Below are 19,189 nucleotides of genomic sequence, written 5' to 3'. Positions count from 1 at the left end.
AGCTCCGGGCAGCGGTAACCGACCCAGTGTAGCGTCGGACCCACTCGGAAACACTTGGGCGAAAGGGGCATGGCGACCCCCCCGGTGACGGGGTGTTCGCGGCTCGTTCAGCGGGCGCTGAACATCTCCTCGCCCACTTCGTCGATAAAGCGCTGGGCCTTGCTCACCATCAGCAGGTCGCAGGCCTCGCGGCCGGGCACCATATCGGAGCGCTCGAAGCGGTGCTCCTGCTGCTCTCCGTCAGTCCCGTCCCGGCGGATCCAGCCGCTCACACGATACTGGCCGCCCTGATCGGCAGGTTCGGAGATGATCAGATAGCCCTTGTACTCCACCGGCTCGGCGGCCGGCGCATTGGCGTTCGCCGAAGCGTTGGACTGCCTGTCGCCGCCACCCAGCAGGCCGGAGAGCAGTTTCTTGAACATTGTGTCGACTCCTTGTCTTCGACGACGTCTCGCTTTAGCCGCACTATATTCGTTCTTACTTCAAACAGCGACGCCGACATCAGCCGGCGTCGCATACAGATTGAACAGGCGGCACTCAGTCCTGCTTGCGACCCTTGCCGGCGGCGATCCGCAGGCGAAGGGCGTTGAGCTTGATAAAGCCCTCCGCATCCTTCTGGTCGTAGGCGCCGGCGTCATCCTCGAAGGTGGCAATGGACTCGTCAAACAGCGACTGCTCGGATTTGCGCCCCACCACGATGGCGTTGCCCTTGTAGAGCTTCATGCGCACGACACCGGAGACGTTGTGCTGGGTCTCGTCGATGGCGGCCTGAAGCATGCGGCGCTCTGGGCTCCACCAGTAGCCGTTGTAGATCACTTCGGCATACTTGGGCATCAGCTCATCCTTGAGGTGAGCCTCTTCACGATCCAGGGTAAGGGACTCGATGGCGCGGTGGGCCTTGAGCATGATGGTACCGCCGGGCGTCTCGTAACAGCCGCGGGACTTCATGCCCACGTAGCGGTTCTCGACGATATCGAGCCGACCGATACCGTTGTCGCCGCCCACCTTGTTGAGGGTCTCAAGTACCTCATGGGGACGCATCGGCGTACCGTCGATGGCGACGATATCGCCCTTCGCGTAGGTCAGCTCCACGTAGGTGGGCTGATCCGGGGCGGCTTCCGGGGAGACGCTCCAGCGCCACATGTCCTCTTCGGCCTCGGCCCAGGGATCCTCGAGGATGCCGCCCTCGTAGGAGATATGCAGCAGGTTGGCGTCCATGGAATAGGGCGACTTCTTCTTCTTGGAGGAGAAGTCTACCGGGATGCTGTGCTCGTCGCAGTAGGCCATCAGCTTCTCGCGAGAGGTCAGATTCCATTCGCGCCACGGAGCGATCACCTTGACGCCGGGCTTCAACGCATAGGCACCCAGTTCGAAGCGAACCTGATCGTTACCCTTGCCGGTCGCCCCGTGAGAGATGGCGTCGGCACCCGTCTGGTTGGCGATCTCAATGAGGCGCCTGGCGATCAGCGGGCGTGCAATGGAGGTGCCGAGCAGATACTCGCCCTCGTAGACGGTGTTGGCGCGGAACATCGGATAGACATAGTCGCGAACGAACTCCTCGCGCAGATCTTCGATGTAGATTTCCTTGACGCCCAGGGCCTGGGCCTTGGTACGTGCCGGCTCGACTTCCTCGCCCTGGCCGATGTCGGCGGTAAAGGTCACCACCTCGCAGTTGTAGGTCTCCTGCAACCACTTGACGATAACGGAGGTGTCCAGGCCACCGGAGTAGGCAAGCACGACCTTCTTGACATCGGACATTCGGGGCTCCTCGATGAAAGCTAGGGGGTTGGCATCAGGGGATCCAGTATAGCGCGCCACGGGCACGGCGAATACCGGCCCCGGGACGCCCGAAGGTCAACCTGCTAGACTGGCGCGGATTCGCCCCGGGGCTGTCATGACGGGGAAGACAGAGACCGAAAGACGCAAGGAGAGGGTGAATGAGCGAGGCGATCGCCCGCGACCTGCTGGCACAGCGATTCCGCAGCTTCCTGCCGGTCGTGGTAGACGTGGAAACCGGCGGCTTCAACGCAGAACGCAATGCAATCCTGGAGATTGCCGCGGTGACGCTGACCATGGACGCCCAGGGCAACCTGCTGCCTGAATCGACCTATGCCTTTCACGTGACGCCCTTCGAGGGCGCCGACGTCGAGCAGTCGGCGCTGGACTTTACCGGCATCAAGCTAGACGACCCGCTGCGCCAGCAGGTCGCGCTCTCCGAGGCCCAGGCGCTGAGTGAAATCTTCCGGCCGGTGCGCAAGGCGATCAAGGCCCACGGCTGCACCCGCGCCGTACTGGTCGGCCACAACGCCGCCTTCGACCACGGTTTCGTGAATGCCGCCGTCAACCGCTGCGGCATCAAACGCAACCCCTTTCACCCCTTTTCGAGCTTCGACACCGCGTCTCTGGCCGGCCTGATGTACGGCCAGACGGTGCTGGCCAGGGCCTGTCGTGCCGCCGGCATTCCCTTCGACAACGGAGAAGCCCATTCGGCACGCTACGATACCGAACGCACCGCCGAGCTATTCTGTGCCATGGTCAACCGCTACAAGGATCTGGGCGGCTGGTCCCAGGCACAGCGCGAGCAGGGGATGGACGAGCAGCCGTAGGCAGGACGCGACGTGCCGACACGATACGCAAAAACGCCCATCCAATTGACCGGATGGGCGTTTTTTTCCGCTTGAATGACCGCTTGTCACCTGTGGCAAAAGGCGGACCAAGCTTGCTCAGCTCTCGGGCTGATCATCCTGATGCTTGGCGGCAGCTTCCTTGACCAGCTTCTCAAGCTCGCCGCTCTGATGCATCTCGACCACGATGTCGCAGCCGCCGACCAGCTCACCCTCGACCCACAGTTGGGGAAAGGTCGGCCAGTTGGCGAACTTGGGCAGTTCGGTGCGGATGTCAGGATTGTCCAGAATATTGACGAAGGCGAAGCGCTCGCCACAGGCCATCAGCGCCTGGACGGTCTGGGCAGAGAAACCACATTGGGGCAGCTGCGGAGTGCCCTTCATGTAGATCAGGATGGGGTTCTCGCCGATCTGGCGCTGGATGTTCTCGAGGGTGGTGCTCATGGCGTCTCCCTGTTCATGTCGCGAATGCCGATGCGGGCCAATACCCGAGTTCGGCGCTAGGTCTTGATCCCTCATTCTACTGATCCCACGCGCGTTGCGCATCCCCTGCCGCCTGGCTAGGATGGACGTTTTTTCTCGTGGAGCACGCCCAATGGCCACCCGCCACTTCCTGACCCTGCTGGACCTCAGCCAGGACGAGATGCGCTATCTCATCCAGCGCGCCATCACCATCAAGAATGAGCTGAAGGTCCAGGGCCCGCTCTATGCGCCCCTGCGCAACCGCACTCTGGCGATGATCTTCGAGAAGTCCTCGACCCGCACCCGGGTTTCCTTCGAAACCGCCATGGCGCACTTCGGGGGGCATGCGCTGTTCCTGTCGCCTCGCGACACCCAGCTCGGCCGCGGAGAACCCATCGCCGACACCGCCCGAGTGCTCTCGGAAATGGTCGACGCGGTAATGATCCGCACCTTCTCCCATCCCGGGCTGGAGGCCTATGCCGCCGCCAGCTCGGTACCGGTGATCAACGCGCTGACCGACGACTATCATCCCTGCCAGCTGCTCGCCGATGTGATGACCTGGACCGAACTGCGCGGCGGCGTCGCCGGGCGCACGGCGGTATGGATCGGTGACGGCAACAACATGTGCCACTCCTGGATCAATGCCGCCCGCCAGTTCGATTTCCATCTGCGCATCTGCTGCCCCGAGGGCTACGAGCCGCGCCAGGATATTCTCGAGGCCGCCGGCGATCGTGTGGTCATCCTGCGCGACCCCGCCGAGGCGGTCACGGATGCCGACCTGATCACTACCGATGTGTGGGCCTCCATGGGCCAGGAAGAGGAACAGGCCAAGCGCGAGGCCGACTTTACCGGCTTACAGGTCACCGAGGCCCTGCTTGACCGTGCCAAGGCAGATGCCCTCTTCCTACACTGCCTGCCCGCCCACCGAGGCGAGGAGATCAGTGAGACCCTGCTCGACGACCCACGCGCCGTGGTATGGCAGGAGGCCGGCAACCGCCTGCACGCCCAGAAGGCGCTGATTGAGTTCCTGCTGCTCGGGCGAGTCGAAGGCTGATCGAGAAAAGTCCCCGTGGCGCTCTACCACGGGGTCATCTCCCGCCTTTCACGTAAGACCTTTGTATAACTCAGACGTTAGTAGTATACTGCGCTGCAGCACACATTCAGCGTGAAAGGAAATGCGGCATATGATGATCGACGCTTCCCCTCTCGCCGGTATGCAGCGCAGCCTGCGACAATGCCTCTCCAATATGGCGGCCCTGCTCTATCACCATGGCCACGTGCTGGAAACCGTCTCCATCCCCCATCGTGGCCTGGACCGCCATGACGTAGCCACTATCTCGAGTGCCTCCAGCGAATGGCAAGCCTGTGAAAGGGTCCTGATCAGCAGCAAGGCGGCCTCCTGGAACGAGCAGAACAAACTGGTGCTCACCCCGCTCGGCCGCGAACTGCTGTTCGACATGTTCGGCGAAGGCGCCGCCGACTGCGCCTGATAGCGAGCCAGCCCTGATGGCACAGTAAGGTACGCGTCTCGGGAGACCATACTCGATAGACCATGCCCCTTAGAACATAGCCCCTTAGAACATAGCCCCACAGAACATAGCCCCGCCTGGCATTTCCACGGCGGGGCTTTCTGTGGATGACGTTTTCCGCGCGCTCAAAAAAGCCCCCTGGCGGGTTACGCCAAGGGGCTGATTCGTAGTGTCTTTTTGGTGGAGCCTAGCGGGATCGAACCGCTGACCTCAACACTGCCAGTGTTGCGCTCTCCCAGCTGAGCTAAGGCCCCACGCTGTCTCGCCTCGCGAGAACGAGGCAGATACTACGCAGGCCAGCGGATAGCGTCAACCCAAAAATGCCCCACCCAAGGATACTTTCCACCTCCACCGAAGTTGTGCCACTCTTTGTTGAGAAAAGTGTCATCTTCTACCGACTATCCCCTATCAGACAAGACGCTCAGGAGTCGCCGCCTTGATCCGGGTACTTATTGCCGATGACCATCACCTGGTGAGGACCAGCATCGCCCACCTGCTGAACGCTGAAGAGGATCTCAGCGTGGTCGGCGAGGCCTCGGACGGCGAGACCGCCATCGCCGAGTCGCGCCGCCTATCCCCCGATGTGGTGCTGATGGATATTCGTATGCCCGGGATCGGCGGCCTGGAAGCCACCCGCAAGATCCACCGCACTCAGCCTGACACCCGCGTGCTGGTGCTGACCGCTTGGCTCGAGGAGGCCTTCGCTCAGCGACTGCTGGATGCCGGCGCTTTCGGCTTTCTCAGCAAGGGCTGCCAGCAAGACGAAATGGTGTCGGCCATTCGCGGCGTCTTTCACGGTCAGCGATATATTAGCCCCGAGGTCGCCCAGCGTCTGGTGCTGTCTCGCATCGATGCGTCGGAGAATCCCTTCGACCAGCTTTCACAGCGCGAGATGCAGGTGGCGATGATGATCGTCAACTGCCAGAAAGTGGCCGACATCTCCGATCGACTCTTTCTCAGCCCAAAGACGGTGAACACCTATCGCTACCGTATCTTCGACAAGCTGGGCGTGCAGACCGACGTGGAGCTGACCCATCTCGGCCTTCGACACGGCCTTGTGGAGGGCTTCGCCAGCTTGCCGTGAATATCCGCTTGGGCTTCTATCCGCTTGGGCTTCCGCCCGGCATGATCTGCTAGGATGGCGTTTTTGTCTGCGACTGCACCTCTGCCATGAGCTTTGACTACCGTCACTTTCTCGCCAGCGCCAGCGAGTCCCCGGGGGTCTATCGCATGCTCGACGCCCAGGGCGACACCCTCTATGTGGGCAAGGCGAGGCGCCTCAAGGCCCGCCTGGCCAGCTACTTTCGTGGCGCACTCAACACCAAGACCCAGGCGCTGGTGGCGCGCATCGCCGACATCCAGGTCACGGTAACCAACAGCGAAACCGAGGCTCTGCTGCTGGAACAGACCCTGATCAAGGAGCTGCGCCCGCCGTATAACATCCTGTTGCGGGATGACAAGTCCTACCCCTTTATTTTCGTTACCGACCGCCACCCCTTCCCCGCCCTCGAGTACAAGAGAGCCAGGGCGCGTCGCGACGATGGCCGCTACCTCGGTCCCTATCCCAGCAGTCTGGCGGTGCGCGAGAGCCTGTCGCTGATGCAGAAGATCTTTCGCATTCGCAACTGCGAGGACAGCGTCTTCGCTCACCGCACCCGGCCCTGCCTGCAGTTTCAGATCGAGCGCTGCAGCGCCCCCTGCGTGGGCCACATCAGCGAGGCGGACTACCGTCGGGACCTGGAACATGCGGTGCAGTGCCTGGAGGGCAAGAGCGACCAGGTCACCCAAGAGCTGACCTCGTCCATGGAGGCGGCCAGCCGTGAACTCGACTTCGAGGAAGCCGCCCGACTGCGCGACCAGACCCAGCAGCTGCGTCAACTCCAGCAGCGCCAGTTTGTGGACACCGGCGACGGCGATGCCGACATCTTCGCTCTGGCCACCCGCCCCGGCGCGCTGTGCATCTCGGTGCTCAGCGTCCGCCACGGCCGGATGCTCGGTGCCCGCCACCACGCGCCCGCCAACGGGCTGGATCTGCCCGCCGACGAGTTGCTCGCAGAGTTCGTCAGTCAGTTTTACCTGGGGCAAACCCGCGAGATCCCGCGAGAGGTGATCACCAGCCACGCTCTGACGGATCGCGAGCTGATCGGCGCCGCACTCAGCGAACGTGCCGGCAAGCGGGTGCGCATCACCGATCGGGTGCGCGGCCACCGCGCCCAATGGCAGTCCCTGGCCGTCACCAACGCCGAGCAGCAGCTGGCTGGCCAGCTGGCCAGCCAGGCCCAACTTGCCCGTCGCTTCGCAGCCCTTCGTGAGACGCTTGGCCTGGCCGACACGCCCAGGCGCCTGGAGTGTTTCGACATCAGTCACAGCCAGGGGGAAGCCACGGTGGCCTCCTGCGTGGTATTCGATGAAAACGGCCCTCGCAAGTCCGACTACCGACGCTTCAACATCGAGGGGGTGTCCGCCGGCGACGATTATGCTGCCATGCGTCAGGCGCTGACTCGTCGCTTCAGACGCCTGGCAGACGGCGAGGGGGAGCGTCCCGATGTTCTGCTGGTGGATGGCGGCAAAGGGCAGCTCAATCTTGCCCGCGAGGTGTTCGTCGAGCTTGGCGTCAGCGACGTGGCGCTGGTGGGCGTCGCCAAGGGCACCACTCGCAAGGCGGGCCTGGAGACCCTGTTTCTCGAGACCGTGGATCGCGCCCTGGATCTTGACCCCGCCTCACCGGCCCTGCACCTGATCCAGCACGTACGCGACGAAGCCCACCGATTCGCTATCACCGGCCATCGCAACCGTCGCGACAAGGCGCGCCGGACCTCCACCCTGGAGGGCATTCCCGGCGTGGGTCCCAAGCGCAGGCGTGAACTGTTGCGCTTTTTCGGCGGGCTTCAGGGGGTCAAGCAGGCCAATCGCGAGGAGCTCTCGCGGGCTCCCGGCATCAGCGCCACCCTGGCCGAGGCAATTCATCGTGCCCTGCATGGATGAAGGCAGCCAAGGGGGATAGAATAACCGTGCGTTCGGCACCACCCCACCGCCAAGGACAGCGTCACGCGATGAACATCCCGAATCTTCTCACCCTGGCCCGCATCGGCTTCATTCCCCTGCTGGTGGTGCTCTTTTACCTGCCTTTCTCGTGGAGCATGCCGGTAGCCGCCGGCCTGTTCGCTGTGGCGTCGATCACCGACTGGCTCGACGGCTATCTGGCCAGGCGCTGGAATCAGGCCACTCCCTTCGGCGCCTTCCTCGACCCGGTCGCAGACAAGCTGATGGTGGTCGTGGCCCTGGCGCTAATGATCGAACGCTACGAAGCCCTATGGCTAACGCTTCCCGCGCTGGTGATCATCGGCCGCGAGATCGTCATCTCGGCGCTGCGCGAGTGGATGGCGGAGATGGGCAAGCGCGGCCAGGTGGCGGTCTCATGGATTGGCAAGGTCAAGACCACCCTGCAGATGGTCGCCATCTTCATGCTGCTGGCCTTCACTCCCGGCACTCCTCTCGCGCTGCTGGCCGTCATCACCCTGTTTGCGGCCGCTGTGCTGACACTCTGGTCCATGATTCTCTACCTGCAGGCCGCCTGGCCGCACCTCAGCGACTCGATGTGACACAGCACTCGGTACTCGACGGCAGGCCGCCTGCAAAAGCGTTTGACAGTCACCGACTTATCCGTATAATTTGCTCTCGAGTCGAGCGGGAATAGCTCAGTGGTAGAGCACAACCTTGCCAAGGTTGGGGTCGCGAGTTCGAATCTCGTTTCCCGCTCCATCGCCTTTCCAAGGCGATATATCAAGACTCGATGAGGCTGGATGGCAGAGTGGTTATGCAGCGGACTGCAACTCCGTGTACGCCGGTTCGATTCCGACTCCAGCCTCCACTCCTTCCCGTTTTTGCTCGACACCGAGCCGCCCGGATGGCGAAATTGGTAGACGCAAGGGACTTAAAATCCCTCGGTGGAGACACCGTGCCGGTTCGAGCCCGGCTCCGGGCACCAGACACTCCGTTTCTAGCCTGGACCGACACCAAAGTGGCAAACCTGCGAGGCGCTGCCTCATGAATCTGCCGCCCCTGCGCGACCCCCTTTTTTACCTATCGCTATCGCCGACGCCTGCATGTGCTGAGAGTGATGCTTGCGCTGATGATCACCTTCGGCGTTATTCGCATATTCGAAATTCCCCATTCGAGCTGGGCGCTCGTCAGCACCGTCATGGTGATGGGCAACTTGCCGCACATCGGCGGCGTGCTCGACAAGGGCCGCCAACGGCTGCTCGGCACCGCACTCGGCGCCGCCACGGGTCTTTCGCTGATTCTGTTCCCTCCCGCCATGCACCTGTTGATCCCCGTCGGCAGCCTCGCCGCCATCGGGGTCGCCACCTGGCTCACCTTCAGCAACCGCCACGGCTACAGCGGCCTGATGTTCGCTATCAGCCTGCTGCTTGTCATCGGCGATGGCAGCCATGACATGGACATCGGACTGTGGCGCGCCTTTGACGTGCTCCTGGGCACCCTGGTTGGCATCAGCGTGACCGTACTGGTACTTCCCCAGAAGGCCACCGACATGATGCGTTTCATGCTGTCCGAGAACCTCGACCGCCTGGCGCGTCTTTTTCATGCCCACACCACCGCCGAAGCCGCCCTGGACGTGGACACTCGCGCGCTGCTCAAGGCCACCAGCTCCGCGCTGGTCAAGCAGCGAGGCCTGGTAGACGCCATCCATCGCGAGGGACGACTGAATCGCGACGAACTCGACGACATCATTTCCCTGCAGCGCCGCATGGTCTCCACCATCGAGCTATTGCTGGAGACCCACTGGACCACCCGAGAAGGCCACGACCGCATCCAGGCCATGGAGGGCCTGCGCAGTGAGCAGCACCGTCTGGCCCGCGATCTTGGCACCCTGGCTTTCCAGGTCCGCACCGGCCAGCCCATTGCGATCACGGTCACTCAGTTCGACCTGCAGCGCCATGCCGAACTGGCCTCCAGCGCACGCAGCGACGAGGGGCGCATTCTGTTCAGCCCCAGCGGCTATCTATGGCTCAACCGAGAGCTGGCACGACTGACCAGTGACCTGGTTGACCGTCTGGGTGGTCTGACTCGCCTGCCCAGCCGCCGCCTGCACCGCGCCTCGAATCGCAAATGGGCGCGACGCGACATCGCCAAGATCGACAAAGGAAAGCGAGATGACCCACGGCAACCATGATGTGTTGATCATCGGCGGCGGCGTGGCCGGCCTGGTGCTGGCCCTGGAGATCGCCGACCGACGTCGGGTTACCCTGCTGCGCCCGGCCAGCGACGACCTGGGCGCCAGCCGCTGGGCTCAGGGTGGCATCGCCGCGGTTCTCTCTCCCAGCGATGACTTCGACGCCCATATCGCCGACACCCTGGTGGCCGGGGATGGCCTGTGTGACGAGGCAGCGGTGCGCTTCACCGTGGAAAACGGTCCGGCCGCCATCGAGTGGTTGCTCTCTCTGGGGGTTCCCTTCACTCCGGACTCGAGCCCGGATGCCGGCTATCCCTACCACCTGACCCGCGAGGGCGGTCACGGCGCGCGACGCATCATCCACGCAGCCGATGCTACCGGCCTTGCGGTGATGGAAACCCTACAGGCGAAAGTGGCCGCACACCCGGCCATCCAGGTGCTGGACGATCTCACCGCCATCGGCCTGATCGATGACATCGCGGGCCGCTGCCGAGGTGCCCGCTGCCTGGATAGCCAGGGCAGGCTCCACGAACTGCTTGCCAGCGACACCGTGCTGGCCACCGGCGGCGCCAGCGGGCTATACCGCCACACCACCAGCCCTCATCCGGCCAGCGGCGAGGGCATGCTGATGGGGGCCGAGCTGGGGGCCGAACTCCGGAACCTCGAGTTCCAACAGTTCCACCCCACCTGCCTCTATGACCCCCAGGGCAGCCCCTTCCTGATCAGCGAGGCGGTACGCGGCGAGGGCGGGCGGCTGCTCAACGTGCAGGGCGAGCGCTTCATGCCGGCACTCGACTCTCGCGCCGAGCTAGCCCCGCGAGATATCGTCGCACGTGCCATCGACGCCGAGATGCAGCGTACCGGCAGCGACCACGTGCTGCTCGATATCCGCCATCTGGGCGGGGACGCCATTCGTCATCACTTCCCTACCATTCATGCCCACTGCGCCGACCGCGGCCTGGATATCCTACGCGAGCCTATCCCGGTGGTTCCCGCCGCCCACTATAGCTGCGGGGGCCTGGCCACCGACCTGGCCGGCGCGACAACGGTGCCAGGCCTCTACGCCATCGGTGAAGTGGCCTGTACCGGCCTTCACGGCGCCAATCGCATGGCCAGCAACTCGCTCCTCGAGTGTCTGGTGTTTGCCCGCAGCTGCGCCGTGGCATTGACGCACCGGAACAACCCGGACGATTCAGCAGAGCTGCGCTCCCTGAGTGCCGGCAGCCAGAGAGCAGATCCTCAGGCGCTGGACGAGATACGACAGCGGATGCGCCGGGTGATGAGCGCCAACGTGGCCATCGTCAGGCGCGACGCAGGTCTGACCGAGGCCGCCGAGGCATTGGACGAGTTGCAGCAAGCGCTTGCCCCGTTGAGAGACGTCTGCGCTCCCAGCACGGAGCTGGCAGGCCTTTGGCAGGCACTGCGCCTGGCCCAGATCACCGTGGCAAGCGCCCGCGCCCGGCGCGAGTCCCGCGGCCTGCACTTCAACCCGGACTGCCCCGACCACGCGCAGGGCATACCGCAACCTTCTCGGATGTATCTCGCCGACCTCAACTGATGAAAACTTGACAAAGCGTCACGCAAACGCGTTCTACGCACACTGAATCAGCAGACGACGCAGCCGCCACAGCGCGGCGGTGTCGCTGCTGTCGGGCCAGATCCACAGACGACGTCCGTTGAGGCGCAGGCCAATCAGCCAGGAACCGAGGTAGTCGCAGTGAAGGGTGACCGAGCGCCAGGGGGCCGCGACGCCGTCGCGCCACTCCCAGCGTACGCCACCGTCGGCCCGCGAGACTGCGCGCAGGTCACCGAATTGACGTTGTCGAGCAGCCTGCAGGGTTACCCCCAGCATCGCCGCAGACACGCTGGCACTCAGCCAGACGGGAGAGTGCAACATCGCCGTGCCCGCCACCGCGGCGCTCAGCAAAGCGTGCACGAGGAGGGAGAGCCTAGACGGGACGATGCCCAATGCTGTCGGCGCTTTCGGCATGCTCGATGATCCGTTGCACGATGCGCCGCCGGTCCGGATCCTCCGGTAACTCGCGACGCATCAGCCACATGAAGAGATCCTGATCCTCCTCATCGATCAGGTCACGAAACACCGCCTGATCCGCTTTATCAAGGTTGTCATAACACTGCTCGAGAAAGGGGACCAGCAGCAGGTCAAGTTCCCACATGCCGCGGCGGGAGTGCCAGTGGAGCCGCTTGCGCAGTGCCACATCCTGGGGTGATTGCTCGTTCAACGTCGACCTCGCCTGTCCGATGGGATGAGAAGACACAGTATACCCCTAGCCCCACCTCAACGGCAGCCGCCTGCGCCGCTATCTTCTATAGATCATAGTGCGTTGTTTTATCACAATTTGCCGAGTATGCTCTGGAAAACAACAGCGTCAGGCGAGCCGTTCCTGCGCCGACCGCATAGGGAGAACGTCGATGACCAAGTCGGAGTTGATCGAGCAGATTGCCGCACGACAGCCGGAGCTGTCGGTCAAGGAAGTCGAGGCCGCCGTTCGACTTATCCTCGATGACATCACCGACACCCTGGCCGAGGGTGGGCGCGTCGAGATCCGCGGCTTCGGCAGCTTCTCGTTGCACTATCGTGAGCCGCGAGTCGGACGCAACCCGAAGACCGGCGAACCTGTCGCACTGGACGGCAAGTTCGTGCCACACTTCAAACCCGGCAAGGAGCTGCGCGAGCAGGTGGACGCCAGCCGCGCTCTCGGCTACTGACAGGCCTCGGCCACTTACACTTCGATTTCCGGTACTTTCATTACAGGGGACACAAGCGCATGCGTTGGCTCAAAGGCCTGATCCTGGCCATCATCCTGTTGATCGTCCTACTGGTCGGCATACTCTTTGCCGTCAACAACCAGCAGGCCCTTCCGCTCAACCTGATATGGATCGAGCTGCCTGCAGCTTCGCTATCCGTCTGGTTACTGGTCTCCCTGGCGGTGGGTGTGCTGCTCGGCATGCTGGCCATGAGCGGCGTTTACCTGCGCCTGCGCACCCTGCTGACCCGCGCCCAGCGCCATAATCAGCAGCAGCGCAAGGAACTCGACCGGCTGCGCGTCCAGGAGCTGAAGGAACTCTCCTAGAATGCCCGATGCCCTGCTGCTGACCCTATTGTTGGCAGCGGTCGCCATCGGCTGGTGGCTTGGCCGCCGCGAACGCTCTCCCCATGATCCCGCGCCATCATCCAGGCTGGCACGGGATTATTTTGTGGGCCTCGACTATCTGCTCAACGATCAGCAGGATCGCGCCATCGAGACCTTCGTGGCGGCTCTGGAGGTCAATAGCGACACCATCGAGGTCCACATTACCCTGGGCAACCTGTTCCGCGGCCGAGGCGAAGCGGATCGAGCCGTGAAGATTCATCAGAACCTGCTGGCCCGTCCCACACTTCTTGCTGCCCAAAGCGAGCGAGTGATGCTGGAACTGGCAAGGGACTTCCTGGCCCTGGGGCTTCTCGACCGCGCCGAACGGCTGCTGCATACCCTGGTGAGAGACTCCTTGGACGATGAACGGCGCCTTTCCGCCAAGCGCCTTCTGGTAGACCTTCTGGAGCGCGAGGGCGAGTGGAAAGCGGCGCTGGAGGTGGCGCAGCCCCGCTTGATTCGACAAAGCGATGAGATACGCCGTGCCGCTGCCCATTGGCTTTGCCAGCTGGCCGAGCAGGAACGTGTCGACGTCAGTCCGGGGCTTGCCCGCAAGCACTTACGCCGCGCACTCACTATCGACCCGCGCTGCGTGCGCGCCAATCTCGTGCTGGCCGCCCTGGAACACGATACCGGCCACTACCGACAGGAGATCAGCCTGCTCGATCGTATCCCCGAGCAGGACGCCGCGTTTGTCCCCACACTCCTCGAGCCACTGAGCGTCGCTTACCGAATGCTTGACGACGAGGAGGGGCTGGTCCGCCATTTGTACAAACTGCTCGAGCGCACGCCCTTGACCTGCGTGATCATCCTGCTGGCCGACACGCTTCGGCATCGTGAGGGGCTCCCGGTCGCCGTTGCCCTGATCAGGGAGCAGCTGGAACGCGAGTCGAGCCTGAGAGCGCTGGACTACCTGATAGACCTTTATCGACAAGATGACACAGGCAGCTCTCTCGAAAGGCTCGAGCTGCTGCAGCAGCAGACCCAAACCCTGTTGAAGGCCCTGCCGCGACACCGCTGTCGTCGCTGCGGTTTCGCCGGCGAACAGCTCCGCTGGCAGTGTCCTCGCTGCCGCAGCTGGGGCACCACCAAGCCGATCACCGGCATTGAAGGGGAATAGCCCCTCACAACCCCTCTGCCAGCTCTAGCTCGATGGCCGTCAGTGCCTCCATGGGGTCCTTGGCCTGGGTCACCGGGCGCCCCACCACCAGATGGGTACTGCCTGCGTTCAGAGCATCACGCGGCGTCATCACCCTTCGCTGATCGCCAGCGATAGCAAAGCTCGGCCGAATGCCCGGCGTCACCTTGAGGAACCCCTCGCCGCAAAGTTCACGCAGCCGCGCCGACTCACGAGCCGAGCAGACCACCCCATCCATCCCGCTCCGACTGGCCAGCAAGGCCAAGCGCTCCACCTGTTCTGCCGGTGTGACGTTGACGCCCACTTCCGCCAGATCCTCGGCCTCCATGCTGGTCAGCACCGTCACCGCAATCAGGTGAGTGGATAGGCCGTGGTGCTGTAATCGCTCTTTCGCCGCCTCCATCATGCGACGCCCGCCACCGGCATGAACGTTGACCATCCATACGCCCTGCTCGGCTGCCGCCTGCACGGCACCGGCCACGGTATTGGGAATGTCGTGGAACTTGAGATCCAGGAACACTTCGAAGCCGCGGCCATGAAGCGCATCCACCACGTCCGGGCCGCTGCGGGTGAACAGCTCCTTGCCCACCTTGAGACGGCAGCGCGCGGGATCCAGGCTATCGGCCATGCACAGTGCCGCATCCAGGGAGGCATAGTCGAGGGCGATGATCAGAGGCGAATCGGTAGGCACGGGCCGGGCTCCAGGCAAGGGATGAATGCTCAAGATTATATCAGCCCGAGCCGACGAGTCGCGTACGACATCGGCGACGCATACGTCCGCCAGAACGACAGTCCTGTAGGCATTTCACTACACTGACTCGTACGTCCTCACTGATGTCGGCCGGCGGCGTTTTCCCACACTGCAGTTCACCGGCAACCGCTAGCTTGAAGAGTGTCCCCCGGGACAGTCTCCATGACAAAATCAACAAAAAGAGGACACGACGATGAAGGGAGTGACACACAACGCATTGGTCGGTGCGCTATTCGCCCTTCTTCTGGGCCTGGCACCGCTGAGTGCCGTGGCGCAGGAGGTGGCGCCGATCAACGTCAATACCGCCGATGCGGAACTGCTCGCCGAACTGCCGGGCATCGGCCCGGCCAAAGCCGCCGCCATCATCGAGGATCGCGAGGCCAACGGCAACTTCGAAAGCGCCGAGGACCTGACCCGGGTCAGCGGCATCGGACCCGGTACCGTGGCCAATCTGGAAGATCAGGTCAGCTTCTGAACCGTCCCGAAACCAGAGCGGCCGCCGGGGTTTCCCCGACGGCCGCTCCGCAGTATCGCTCGGTGGAGACTGGCTTAGAGGCGCAGGCCACCGTCGCACTCGATAACCCGCCCGGTGAAATAGGCGTTCTCCATGATGAAGGCAACGCTCTGGGCGATATTTTCCGGCTGGCCCAGGCGACGCAGCGGAATACCGGACGTCAGCTTGTCCAGCATGTCCTGACGCATGGAAGCGGTCATGTCGGTCTCGATGAAGCCCGGAGCCACACAGCCGGTACGAATACCGTAGCGTGCCAGCTCCTTCGCCCAGGTCGTTGTCAGCGCTACCACGCCGGCCTTGCAAGCCGCGTAGTTGCTTTGGCCCATGTTGCCGGCTCGGGAGATGCTGGAGATATTGACAATCACCCCCTCATTGCCAGCCTCGATCATCTGGCTGGCCGCCTCGCGACCGCAAAGGAAAACGCCGGTTAGATTGACGTCGACGACCGCCTGCCAGTTCTCCAGCGACATCACCTTATCGACCTTACCCTCCTTCGCCTTGACCAGCAGGGCATCGCGCAGGATACCGGCGTTGTTAACAAGCCCGTTCACCGGGCCGAGAGAGTCGGCGATATCTCGAAAGGCTTGCTTGACCGATGCTTCGTCGGCCACGTTGGTCACGAAACCGCGGGCCTCGATGCCCGCCTGATGCAGCTGAGTAACGGCGTCATCCAGGGTGGCAGCGTCGGTGTCCAGCAGCGCCAAACGGGCGCCGCGGCTGCCGAGCAGCTGAGCCATTGCCAGACCGAGGCCGCGTGCGCCACCGGTAATCGCAATCACGGAAGTATCCAGTTTCATGTTTAATCCTCCTGGGGATATGGAGCGACCCAAGTCCGAGAATCCGTCACAGCCCTGGACATCGCTTTTGTTGAGTACACCTACAGTAGCAGAATTTGTGCAGTGCACCATAGCGCTAATCATATGACAATCCCGTGACACCCCCACCCCATTGAAGTAAGCGCTGTCCATCAACGCTTGATTTCCGCTTGGTAGCCCCCACTTCCGGTTGAACTGATACTGCGGAGTCCCCATGCCTTTTCTGCTTGCCTTTACCCTCTTCGCCCTGCTCGACTTCGTCATCCTCTTCTCAGTGGGCAGCCACATCGGACTGCTCGCCACCGTGCTGATGGTGCTGGCCACCGGTTTCATCGGACTGCATCTGATCCGACGCGAAGGCGCTGCCACCTTTGCCCGTGCCCGGGAACGCATGGAGCGTGGCGAAGTACCTTCGGGCGAACTGCTCACCGGTGCCGCCTTGATCTTCGGCGGCGCCCTGCTGATGGCGCCGGGGTTCGTCTCCGATGCCTTGGGTTTCATGTGCCTGATTCCTGATGCGCGCCGCCTGCTGGGCAAGCTGATCGCCAAGCTGGGCTTGCGTGCCCAGGGCATCCATGTGGACGTGGGGCTTGGTGACCGTCCTCGCCGAGGCCCTGATGCCGATTGGCAGCGGGCTTCGGAACCTGGTTGGCAGGGTGATTCCCAGGGTGCCTCATCGCCCCACGGCGACAATCAGGACGGCCCCCTGGAAGGAGAGTTCATCTCCCACGAGGACAAGCGGCGCTGAATCAAAAAAAATGCTTCACGGCACTTGAAAGCCCTCTTGTGAGCCCCATTTAACGGACAGCAGCAGGCTTCGGCGCGGTTGCCGCGCCATTGACACGGAAGGCGTCGAACGCCTCCCCCTCGCAGGCTTGCACTGCGAGGCGATGACTAGAACCGCCGGGGATTCCCGGCCATACAAACCCTCAGGAGAACGTGAGCAATGAACATCCGTCCCTTGCACGATCGCGTCATCATCCGTCGCGTTGAAGAAGAACAGAAAACCGCTGGCGGCATCGTGCTTCCGGGCAGCGCCCAGGAAAAACCGACTCGGGGTGAAGTGCTTGCCGCCGGCAAAGGCCGAATTCTCGAGAACGGCGACGTCCGTCCCCTGGATGTGAAAGTCGGCGACACCGTGATCTTCAAGGATGGATTCGGCGTCGAGAAGCAGAAGATTGATGGCGAAGAAGTGCTGATCATGAGCGAGTCCGACATCCTGGCCGTGGTTGAGGGCTAACGCCCATCCGTTCAGGGCACTGCTCAATATCCGACGTTCAAGTATCTGACGTTTAACTATCTGACGTTAAAGTAACAACAGGAAGATTTCGAAAATGGCAGCGAAACAAGTCAAGTTCTCCGATGATGCCCGCAAGCGCATGGCACGTGGTGTAGACGTCCTGGCCAACGCCGTGAAGGCCACTCTGGGCCCGAAGGGTCGCAACGTGGTGCTGGAAAAATCCTTCGGCTCACCGACCGTCACCAAGGACGGCGTCTCCGTGGCCAAGGAGATCGAGCTCAAGGATCGCTTCGAGAACATGGGCGCACAGATGGTAAAGGAAGTCGCTTCCAAGACTTCCGACGTGGCCGGTGATGGCACCACCACTGCCACCGTACTGGCTCAGTGCATCGTCAATGAGGGCCTCAAGGGCGTCATCGCGGGCATGAACCCGATGGACCTTAAGCGCGGCATCGACCAGGCCGTGATCGCCGCGGTCAAGGAGATCGAAACGCTCTCCGTGCCCTGCACCGATACCAAGGCCATTGCCCAGGTCGGTACCATCTCCGCCAACGGTGACAAGCGCATCGGCGAGATCATCGCCGAGGCGATGGAGAAGGTCGGCAAGGAAGGCGTCATCACCGTCGACGAAGGCCGCGGCTTCGAAGACGAGCTGGAAGTCGTCGAAGGCATGCAGTTCGATCGCGGTTACCTCTCGCCCTACTTCGTGACCAACCAGGACACCATGCAGGTCGAGCTGGAAGACCCGTACATCCTGATGGTCGACAAGAAGATCTCCAACATTCGCGAGCTGCTGCCGGTGCTGGAAGCCGTGGCCAAGGCGGGCAAGCCGCTGGCCATCATCGCCGAGGACATCGAAGGCGAAGCGCTGGCGACCCTGGTGGTCAACACCATGCGCGGTATCGTTAAAGTCGCAGCGGCCAAGGCACCGGGCTTCGGCGACCGTCGCAAGGCCATGCTGCAGGATATTGCCATCCTCACCAACGGCACCGTGATCTCCGAAGAAGTTGGTCTGACTCTCGAACAGGCCAACCTGGATCATCTGGGCACCGCCAAGCGTGTGACCATGTCCAAGGAGAACACCACGATCATTGATGGCGCCGGTGAAGAAGGCGACATCGAGGCTCGCGTTGGCCAGATCCGCACCCAGATCGAGGATACCTCCTCCGATTACGATCGCGAGAAGCTCCAGGAGCGGGTCGCCAAGCTCGCCGGCGGTGTGGCCGTCATCCGCGTCGGTGCTGCCACCGAAGTCGAGATGAAGGAGAAGAAGGCCCGCGTCGAGGACGCCCTTCACTCTACCCGCGCCGCGGTCGAGGAAGGCGTCGTGCCTGGCGGCGGTACCGCCCTGGTGCGCGTGCTGACCAAGATCAAGGACCTCAAGGGCGACAACGAGGACCAGACCCACGGCATCGCCATTGCCCTGCGCGCCATGGAAGCCCCGCTGCGCCAGATCGTCATCAACGCCGGTCAGGAAGGCTCCGTTATCCTGAACCAGGTGAAGGCTGGCGAAGGCAACTACGGCTACAACGCCCAGACCGGCGAATTCGGCGACATGTTCGAAATGGGCGTGCTGGATCCGGCCAAGGTGACCCGCAGCGCGCTGCAGTCCGCCGGCTCCATTGCTGGCCTGATGATCACCACCGAATGCATGATCGCCGACGATCCGGACGAGAAGGAAGCCGGCGGCGGCGACATGGGCGGCATGGGTGGTATGGGTGGCATGGGCGGCATGATGTAATCACGCCCCCTGCCCCAGGCTCTGCC

General features: G+C 62.9%; 22 protein-coding genes and 4 tRNA genes. 18 read left to right on the top strand and 8 right to left on the bottom strand.

Annotated features, from left to right (window positions below; genetic code table 11):
* Positions 1 to 107: 107 nt before the first annotated feature.
* Complete coding sequence (locus ACFODV_RS08525; RefSeq protein ID WP_379757622.1) at positions 108 to 422, bottom strand: HlyU family transcriptional regulator; 315 nt, start codon at positions 420 to 422, stop codon at positions 108 to 110.
* Between the two features lie 115 nt (positions 423 to 537).
* On the bottom strand, positions 538 to 1,758 hold the full coding sequence (locus ACFODV_RS08520; protein WP_379757619.1) for an argininosuccinate synthase: 1,221 nt from the start codon (positions 1,756 to 1,758) through the stop codon (positions 538 to 540).
* Between the two features lie 179 nt (positions 1,759 to 1,937).
* On the opposite strand from ACFODV_RS08520, the gene rnt reads away from it, so the two are divergent.
* A complete protein-coding gene (gene rnt / locus ACFODV_RS08515; RefSeq protein WP_379757616.1) occupies positions 1,938 to 2,606 on the top strand; it encodes a ribonuclease T in 669 nt (222 codons plus the stop codon).
* Positions 2,607 to 2,723: 117 nt separating this feature from the next.
* Here rnt and ACFODV_RS08510 read toward each other — a convergent pair whose 3' ends face one another.
* Complete coding sequence (locus tag ACFODV_RS08510) at positions 2,724 to 3,068, bottom strand: Grx4 family monothiol glutaredoxin (RefSeq protein WP_379757613.1); 345 nt, start codon at positions 3,066 to 3,068, stop codon at positions 2,724 to 2,726.
* A 151-nt stretch (positions 3,069 to 3,219) separates the two neighbouring features.
* Here ACFODV_RS08510 and argF point away from each other — a divergent pair, with 151 nt between their 5' ends.
* Positions 3,220 to 4,140, top strand: coding sequence for an ornithine carbamoyltransferase (argF, locus tag ACFODV_RS08505; protein WP_379757610.1), 921 nt, complete (start codon positions 3,220 to 3,222; stop codon positions 4,138 to 4,140).
* Positions 4,141 to 4,270: 130 nt separating this feature from the next.
* A complete protein-coding gene (locus ACFODV_RS08500; RefSeq protein WP_379757607.1) occupies positions 4,271 to 4,576 on the top strand; it encodes a hypothetical protein in 306 nt (101 codons plus the stop codon).
* 217 nt (positions 4,577 to 4,793) lie between these two features.
* On the opposite strand, the gene ACFODV_RS08495 is transcribed toward ACFODV_RS08500, so the two are convergent.
* Positions 4,794 to 4,869, bottom strand: a tRNA-Ala gene (locus ACFODV_RS08495).
* A gap of 182 nt (positions 4,870 to 5,051) precedes the next feature.
* On the opposite strand from ACFODV_RS08495, the gene uvrY reads away from it, so the two are divergent.
* The 8 genes from uvrY to nadB all read left to right on the top strand — a co-directional run bounded on the left by uvrY (position 5,052) and on the right by nadB (position 11,367).
* Positions 5,052 to 5,699 (top strand): UvrY/SirA/GacA family response regulator transcription factor, encoded by a 648-nt coding sequence (uvrY, locus tag ACFODV_RS08490; protein ID WP_379757604.1) that lies wholly within the window; start codon positions 5,052 to 5,054, stop codon positions 5,697 to 5,699.
* 86 nt (positions 5,700 to 5,785) lie between these two features.
* On the top strand, positions 5,786 to 7,600 hold the full coding sequence (uvrC, locus tag ACFODV_RS08485) for an excinuclease ABC subunit UvrC (RefSeq protein WP_379757602.1): 1,815 nt from the start codon (positions 5,786 to 5,788) through the stop codon (positions 7,598 to 7,600).
* A gap of 68 nt (positions 7,601 to 7,668) precedes the next feature.
* A complete protein-coding gene (pgsA, locus tag ACFODV_RS08480) occupies positions 7,669 to 8,217 on the top strand; it encodes a CDP-diacylglycerol--glycerol-3-phosphate 3-phosphatidyltransferase (RefSeq protein ID WP_379757599.1) in 549 nt (182 codons plus the stop codon).
* A gap of 85 nt (positions 8,218 to 8,302) precedes the next feature.
* Positions 8,303 to 8,377 (top strand) — tRNA-Gly (locus tag ACFODV_RS08475).
* Positions 8,378 to 8,412: 35 nt separating this feature from the next.
* Positions 8,413 to 8,486, top strand: a tRNA-Cys gene (locus tag ACFODV_RS08470).
* A 30-nt stretch (positions 8,487 to 8,516) separates the two neighbouring features.
* Positions 8,517 to 8,603, top strand: a tRNA-Leu gene (locus tag ACFODV_RS08465).
* A 132-nt stretch (positions 8,604 to 8,735) separates the two neighbouring features.
* Positions 8,736 to 9,809, top strand: coding sequence for an FUSC family protein (locus ACFODV_RS08460; protein WP_379757596.1), 1,074 nt, complete (start codon positions 8,736 to 8,738; stop codon positions 9,807 to 9,809).
* On the top strand, positions 9,790 to 11,367 hold the full coding sequence (gene nadB, locus ACFODV_RS08455) for an L-aspartate oxidase (RefSeq protein ID WP_379757593.1): 1,578 nt from the start codon (positions 9,790 to 9,792) through the stop codon (positions 11,365 to 11,367). Before ACFODV_RS08460 ends, nadB begins: the two co-directional genes overlap by 20 nt.
* A 33-nt stretch (positions 11,368 to 11,400) precedes the next feature.
* Here nadB and ACFODV_RS08450 read toward each other — a convergent pair whose 3' ends face one another.
* The gene (locus tag ACFODV_RS08450) at positions 11,401 to 11,745 is read right to left on the bottom strand and encodes a hypothetical protein (RefSeq protein ID WP_379757590.1); all 345 of its coding nucleotides are present in this window, start codon (positions 11,743 to 11,745) and stop codon (positions 11,401 to 11,403) included.
* Positions 11,746 to 11,758: 13 nt separating this feature from the next.
* Positions 11,759 to 12,052 (bottom strand): FAD assembly factor SdhE, encoded by a 294-nt coding sequence (locus ACFODV_RS08445; RefSeq protein WP_379757587.1) that lies wholly within the window; start codon positions 12,050 to 12,052, stop codon positions 11,759 to 11,761.
* Positions 12,053 to 12,149: 97 nt separating this feature from the next.
* On the opposite strand from ACFODV_RS08445, the gene ACFODV_RS08440 reads away from it, so the two are divergent.
* Genes ACFODV_RS08440 through lapB form a run of 3 tightly spaced genes read left to right on the top strand, consistent with a single transcriptional unit; the run spans position 12,150 to position 14,084 of the window.
* On the top strand, positions 12,150 to 12,539 hold the full coding sequence (locus tag ACFODV_RS08440) for an integration host factor subunit beta (protein ID WP_379757584.1): 390 nt from the start codon (positions 12,150 to 12,152) through the stop codon (positions 12,537 to 12,539).
* Between the two features lie 59 nt (positions 12,540 to 12,598).
* Positions 12,599 to 12,904 carry a lipopolysaccharide assembly protein LapA domain-containing protein gene (locus tag ACFODV_RS08435; protein WP_379757581.1) on the top strand — a complete coding sequence of 102 codons (306 nt, stop codon included), beginning with the start codon at positions 12,599 to 12,601 and terminating at the stop codon, positions 12,902 to 12,904.
* A gap of 1 nt (position 12,905) precedes the next feature.
* Positions 12,906 to 14,084 (top strand): lipopolysaccharide assembly protein LapB, encoded by a 1,179-nt coding sequence (gene lapB, locus ACFODV_RS08430; RefSeq protein WP_379757578.1) that lies wholly within the window; start codon positions 12,906 to 12,908, stop codon positions 14,082 to 14,084.
* A 4-nt stretch (positions 14,085 to 14,088) separates the two neighbouring features.
* Here lapB and pyrF read toward each other — a convergent pair whose 3' ends face one another.
* On the bottom strand, positions 14,089 to 14,793 hold the full coding sequence (gene pyrF / locus ACFODV_RS08425) for an orotidine-5'-phosphate decarboxylase (protein ID WP_379757575.1): 705 nt from the start codon (positions 14,791 to 14,793) through the stop codon (positions 14,089 to 14,091).
* A gap of 253 nt (positions 14,794 to 15,046) precedes the next feature.
* Here pyrF and ACFODV_RS08420 point away from each other — a divergent pair, with 253 nt between their 5' ends.
* Positions 15,047 to 15,328 carry a ComEA family DNA-binding protein gene (locus tag ACFODV_RS08420; protein WP_379757572.1) on the top strand — a complete coding sequence of 94 codons (282 nt, stop codon included), beginning with the start codon at positions 15,047 to 15,049 and terminating at the stop codon, positions 15,326 to 15,328.
* A gap of 74 nt (positions 15,329 to 15,402) precedes the next feature.
* On the opposite strand, the gene ACFODV_RS08415 is transcribed toward ACFODV_RS08420, so the two are convergent.
* Entirely contained in the window at positions 15,403 to 16,164 is a 762-nt protein-coding gene (locus ACFODV_RS08415) for an SDR family oxidoreductase (protein WP_379757569.1), read from the bottom strand.
* A gap of 232 nt (positions 16,165 to 16,396) precedes the next feature.
* On the opposite strand from ACFODV_RS08415, the gene ACFODV_RS08410 reads away from it, so the two are divergent.
* The 3 genes from ACFODV_RS08410 (at position 16,397) to groL (ending at position 19,163) form a co-directional block, all read left to right on the top strand.
* A complete protein-coding gene (locus ACFODV_RS08410; RefSeq protein WP_379757567.1) occupies positions 16,397 to 16,930 on the top strand; it encodes an FxsA family protein in 534 nt (177 codons plus the stop codon).
* 198 nt (positions 16,931 to 17,128) lie between these two features.
* Positions 17,129 to 17,422 carry a co-chaperone GroES gene (locus tag ACFODV_RS08405; RefSeq protein WP_379757565.1) on the top strand — a complete coding sequence of 98 codons (294 nt, stop codon included), beginning with the start codon at positions 17,129 to 17,131 and terminating at the stop codon, positions 17,420 to 17,422.
* Positions 17,423 to 17,516: 94 nt separating this feature from the next.
* Positions 17,517 to 19,163, top strand: coding sequence for a chaperonin GroEL (gene groL / locus ACFODV_RS08400; protein WP_379757562.1), 1,647 nt, complete (start codon positions 17,517 to 17,519; stop codon positions 19,161 to 19,163).
* Positions 19,164 to 19,189 lie beyond the last annotated feature (26 nt).

Source organism: Halomonas tibetensis (assembly GCF_042643535.1).
Classification (GTDB): Bacteria; Pseudomonadota; Gammaproteobacteria; order Pseudomonadales; family Halomonadaceae; genus Halomonas; species Halomonas tibetensis.
Note: the sequence above shows the minus strand (reverse complement) of the source record. Positions and strands in the feature narration are given on the sequence as shown.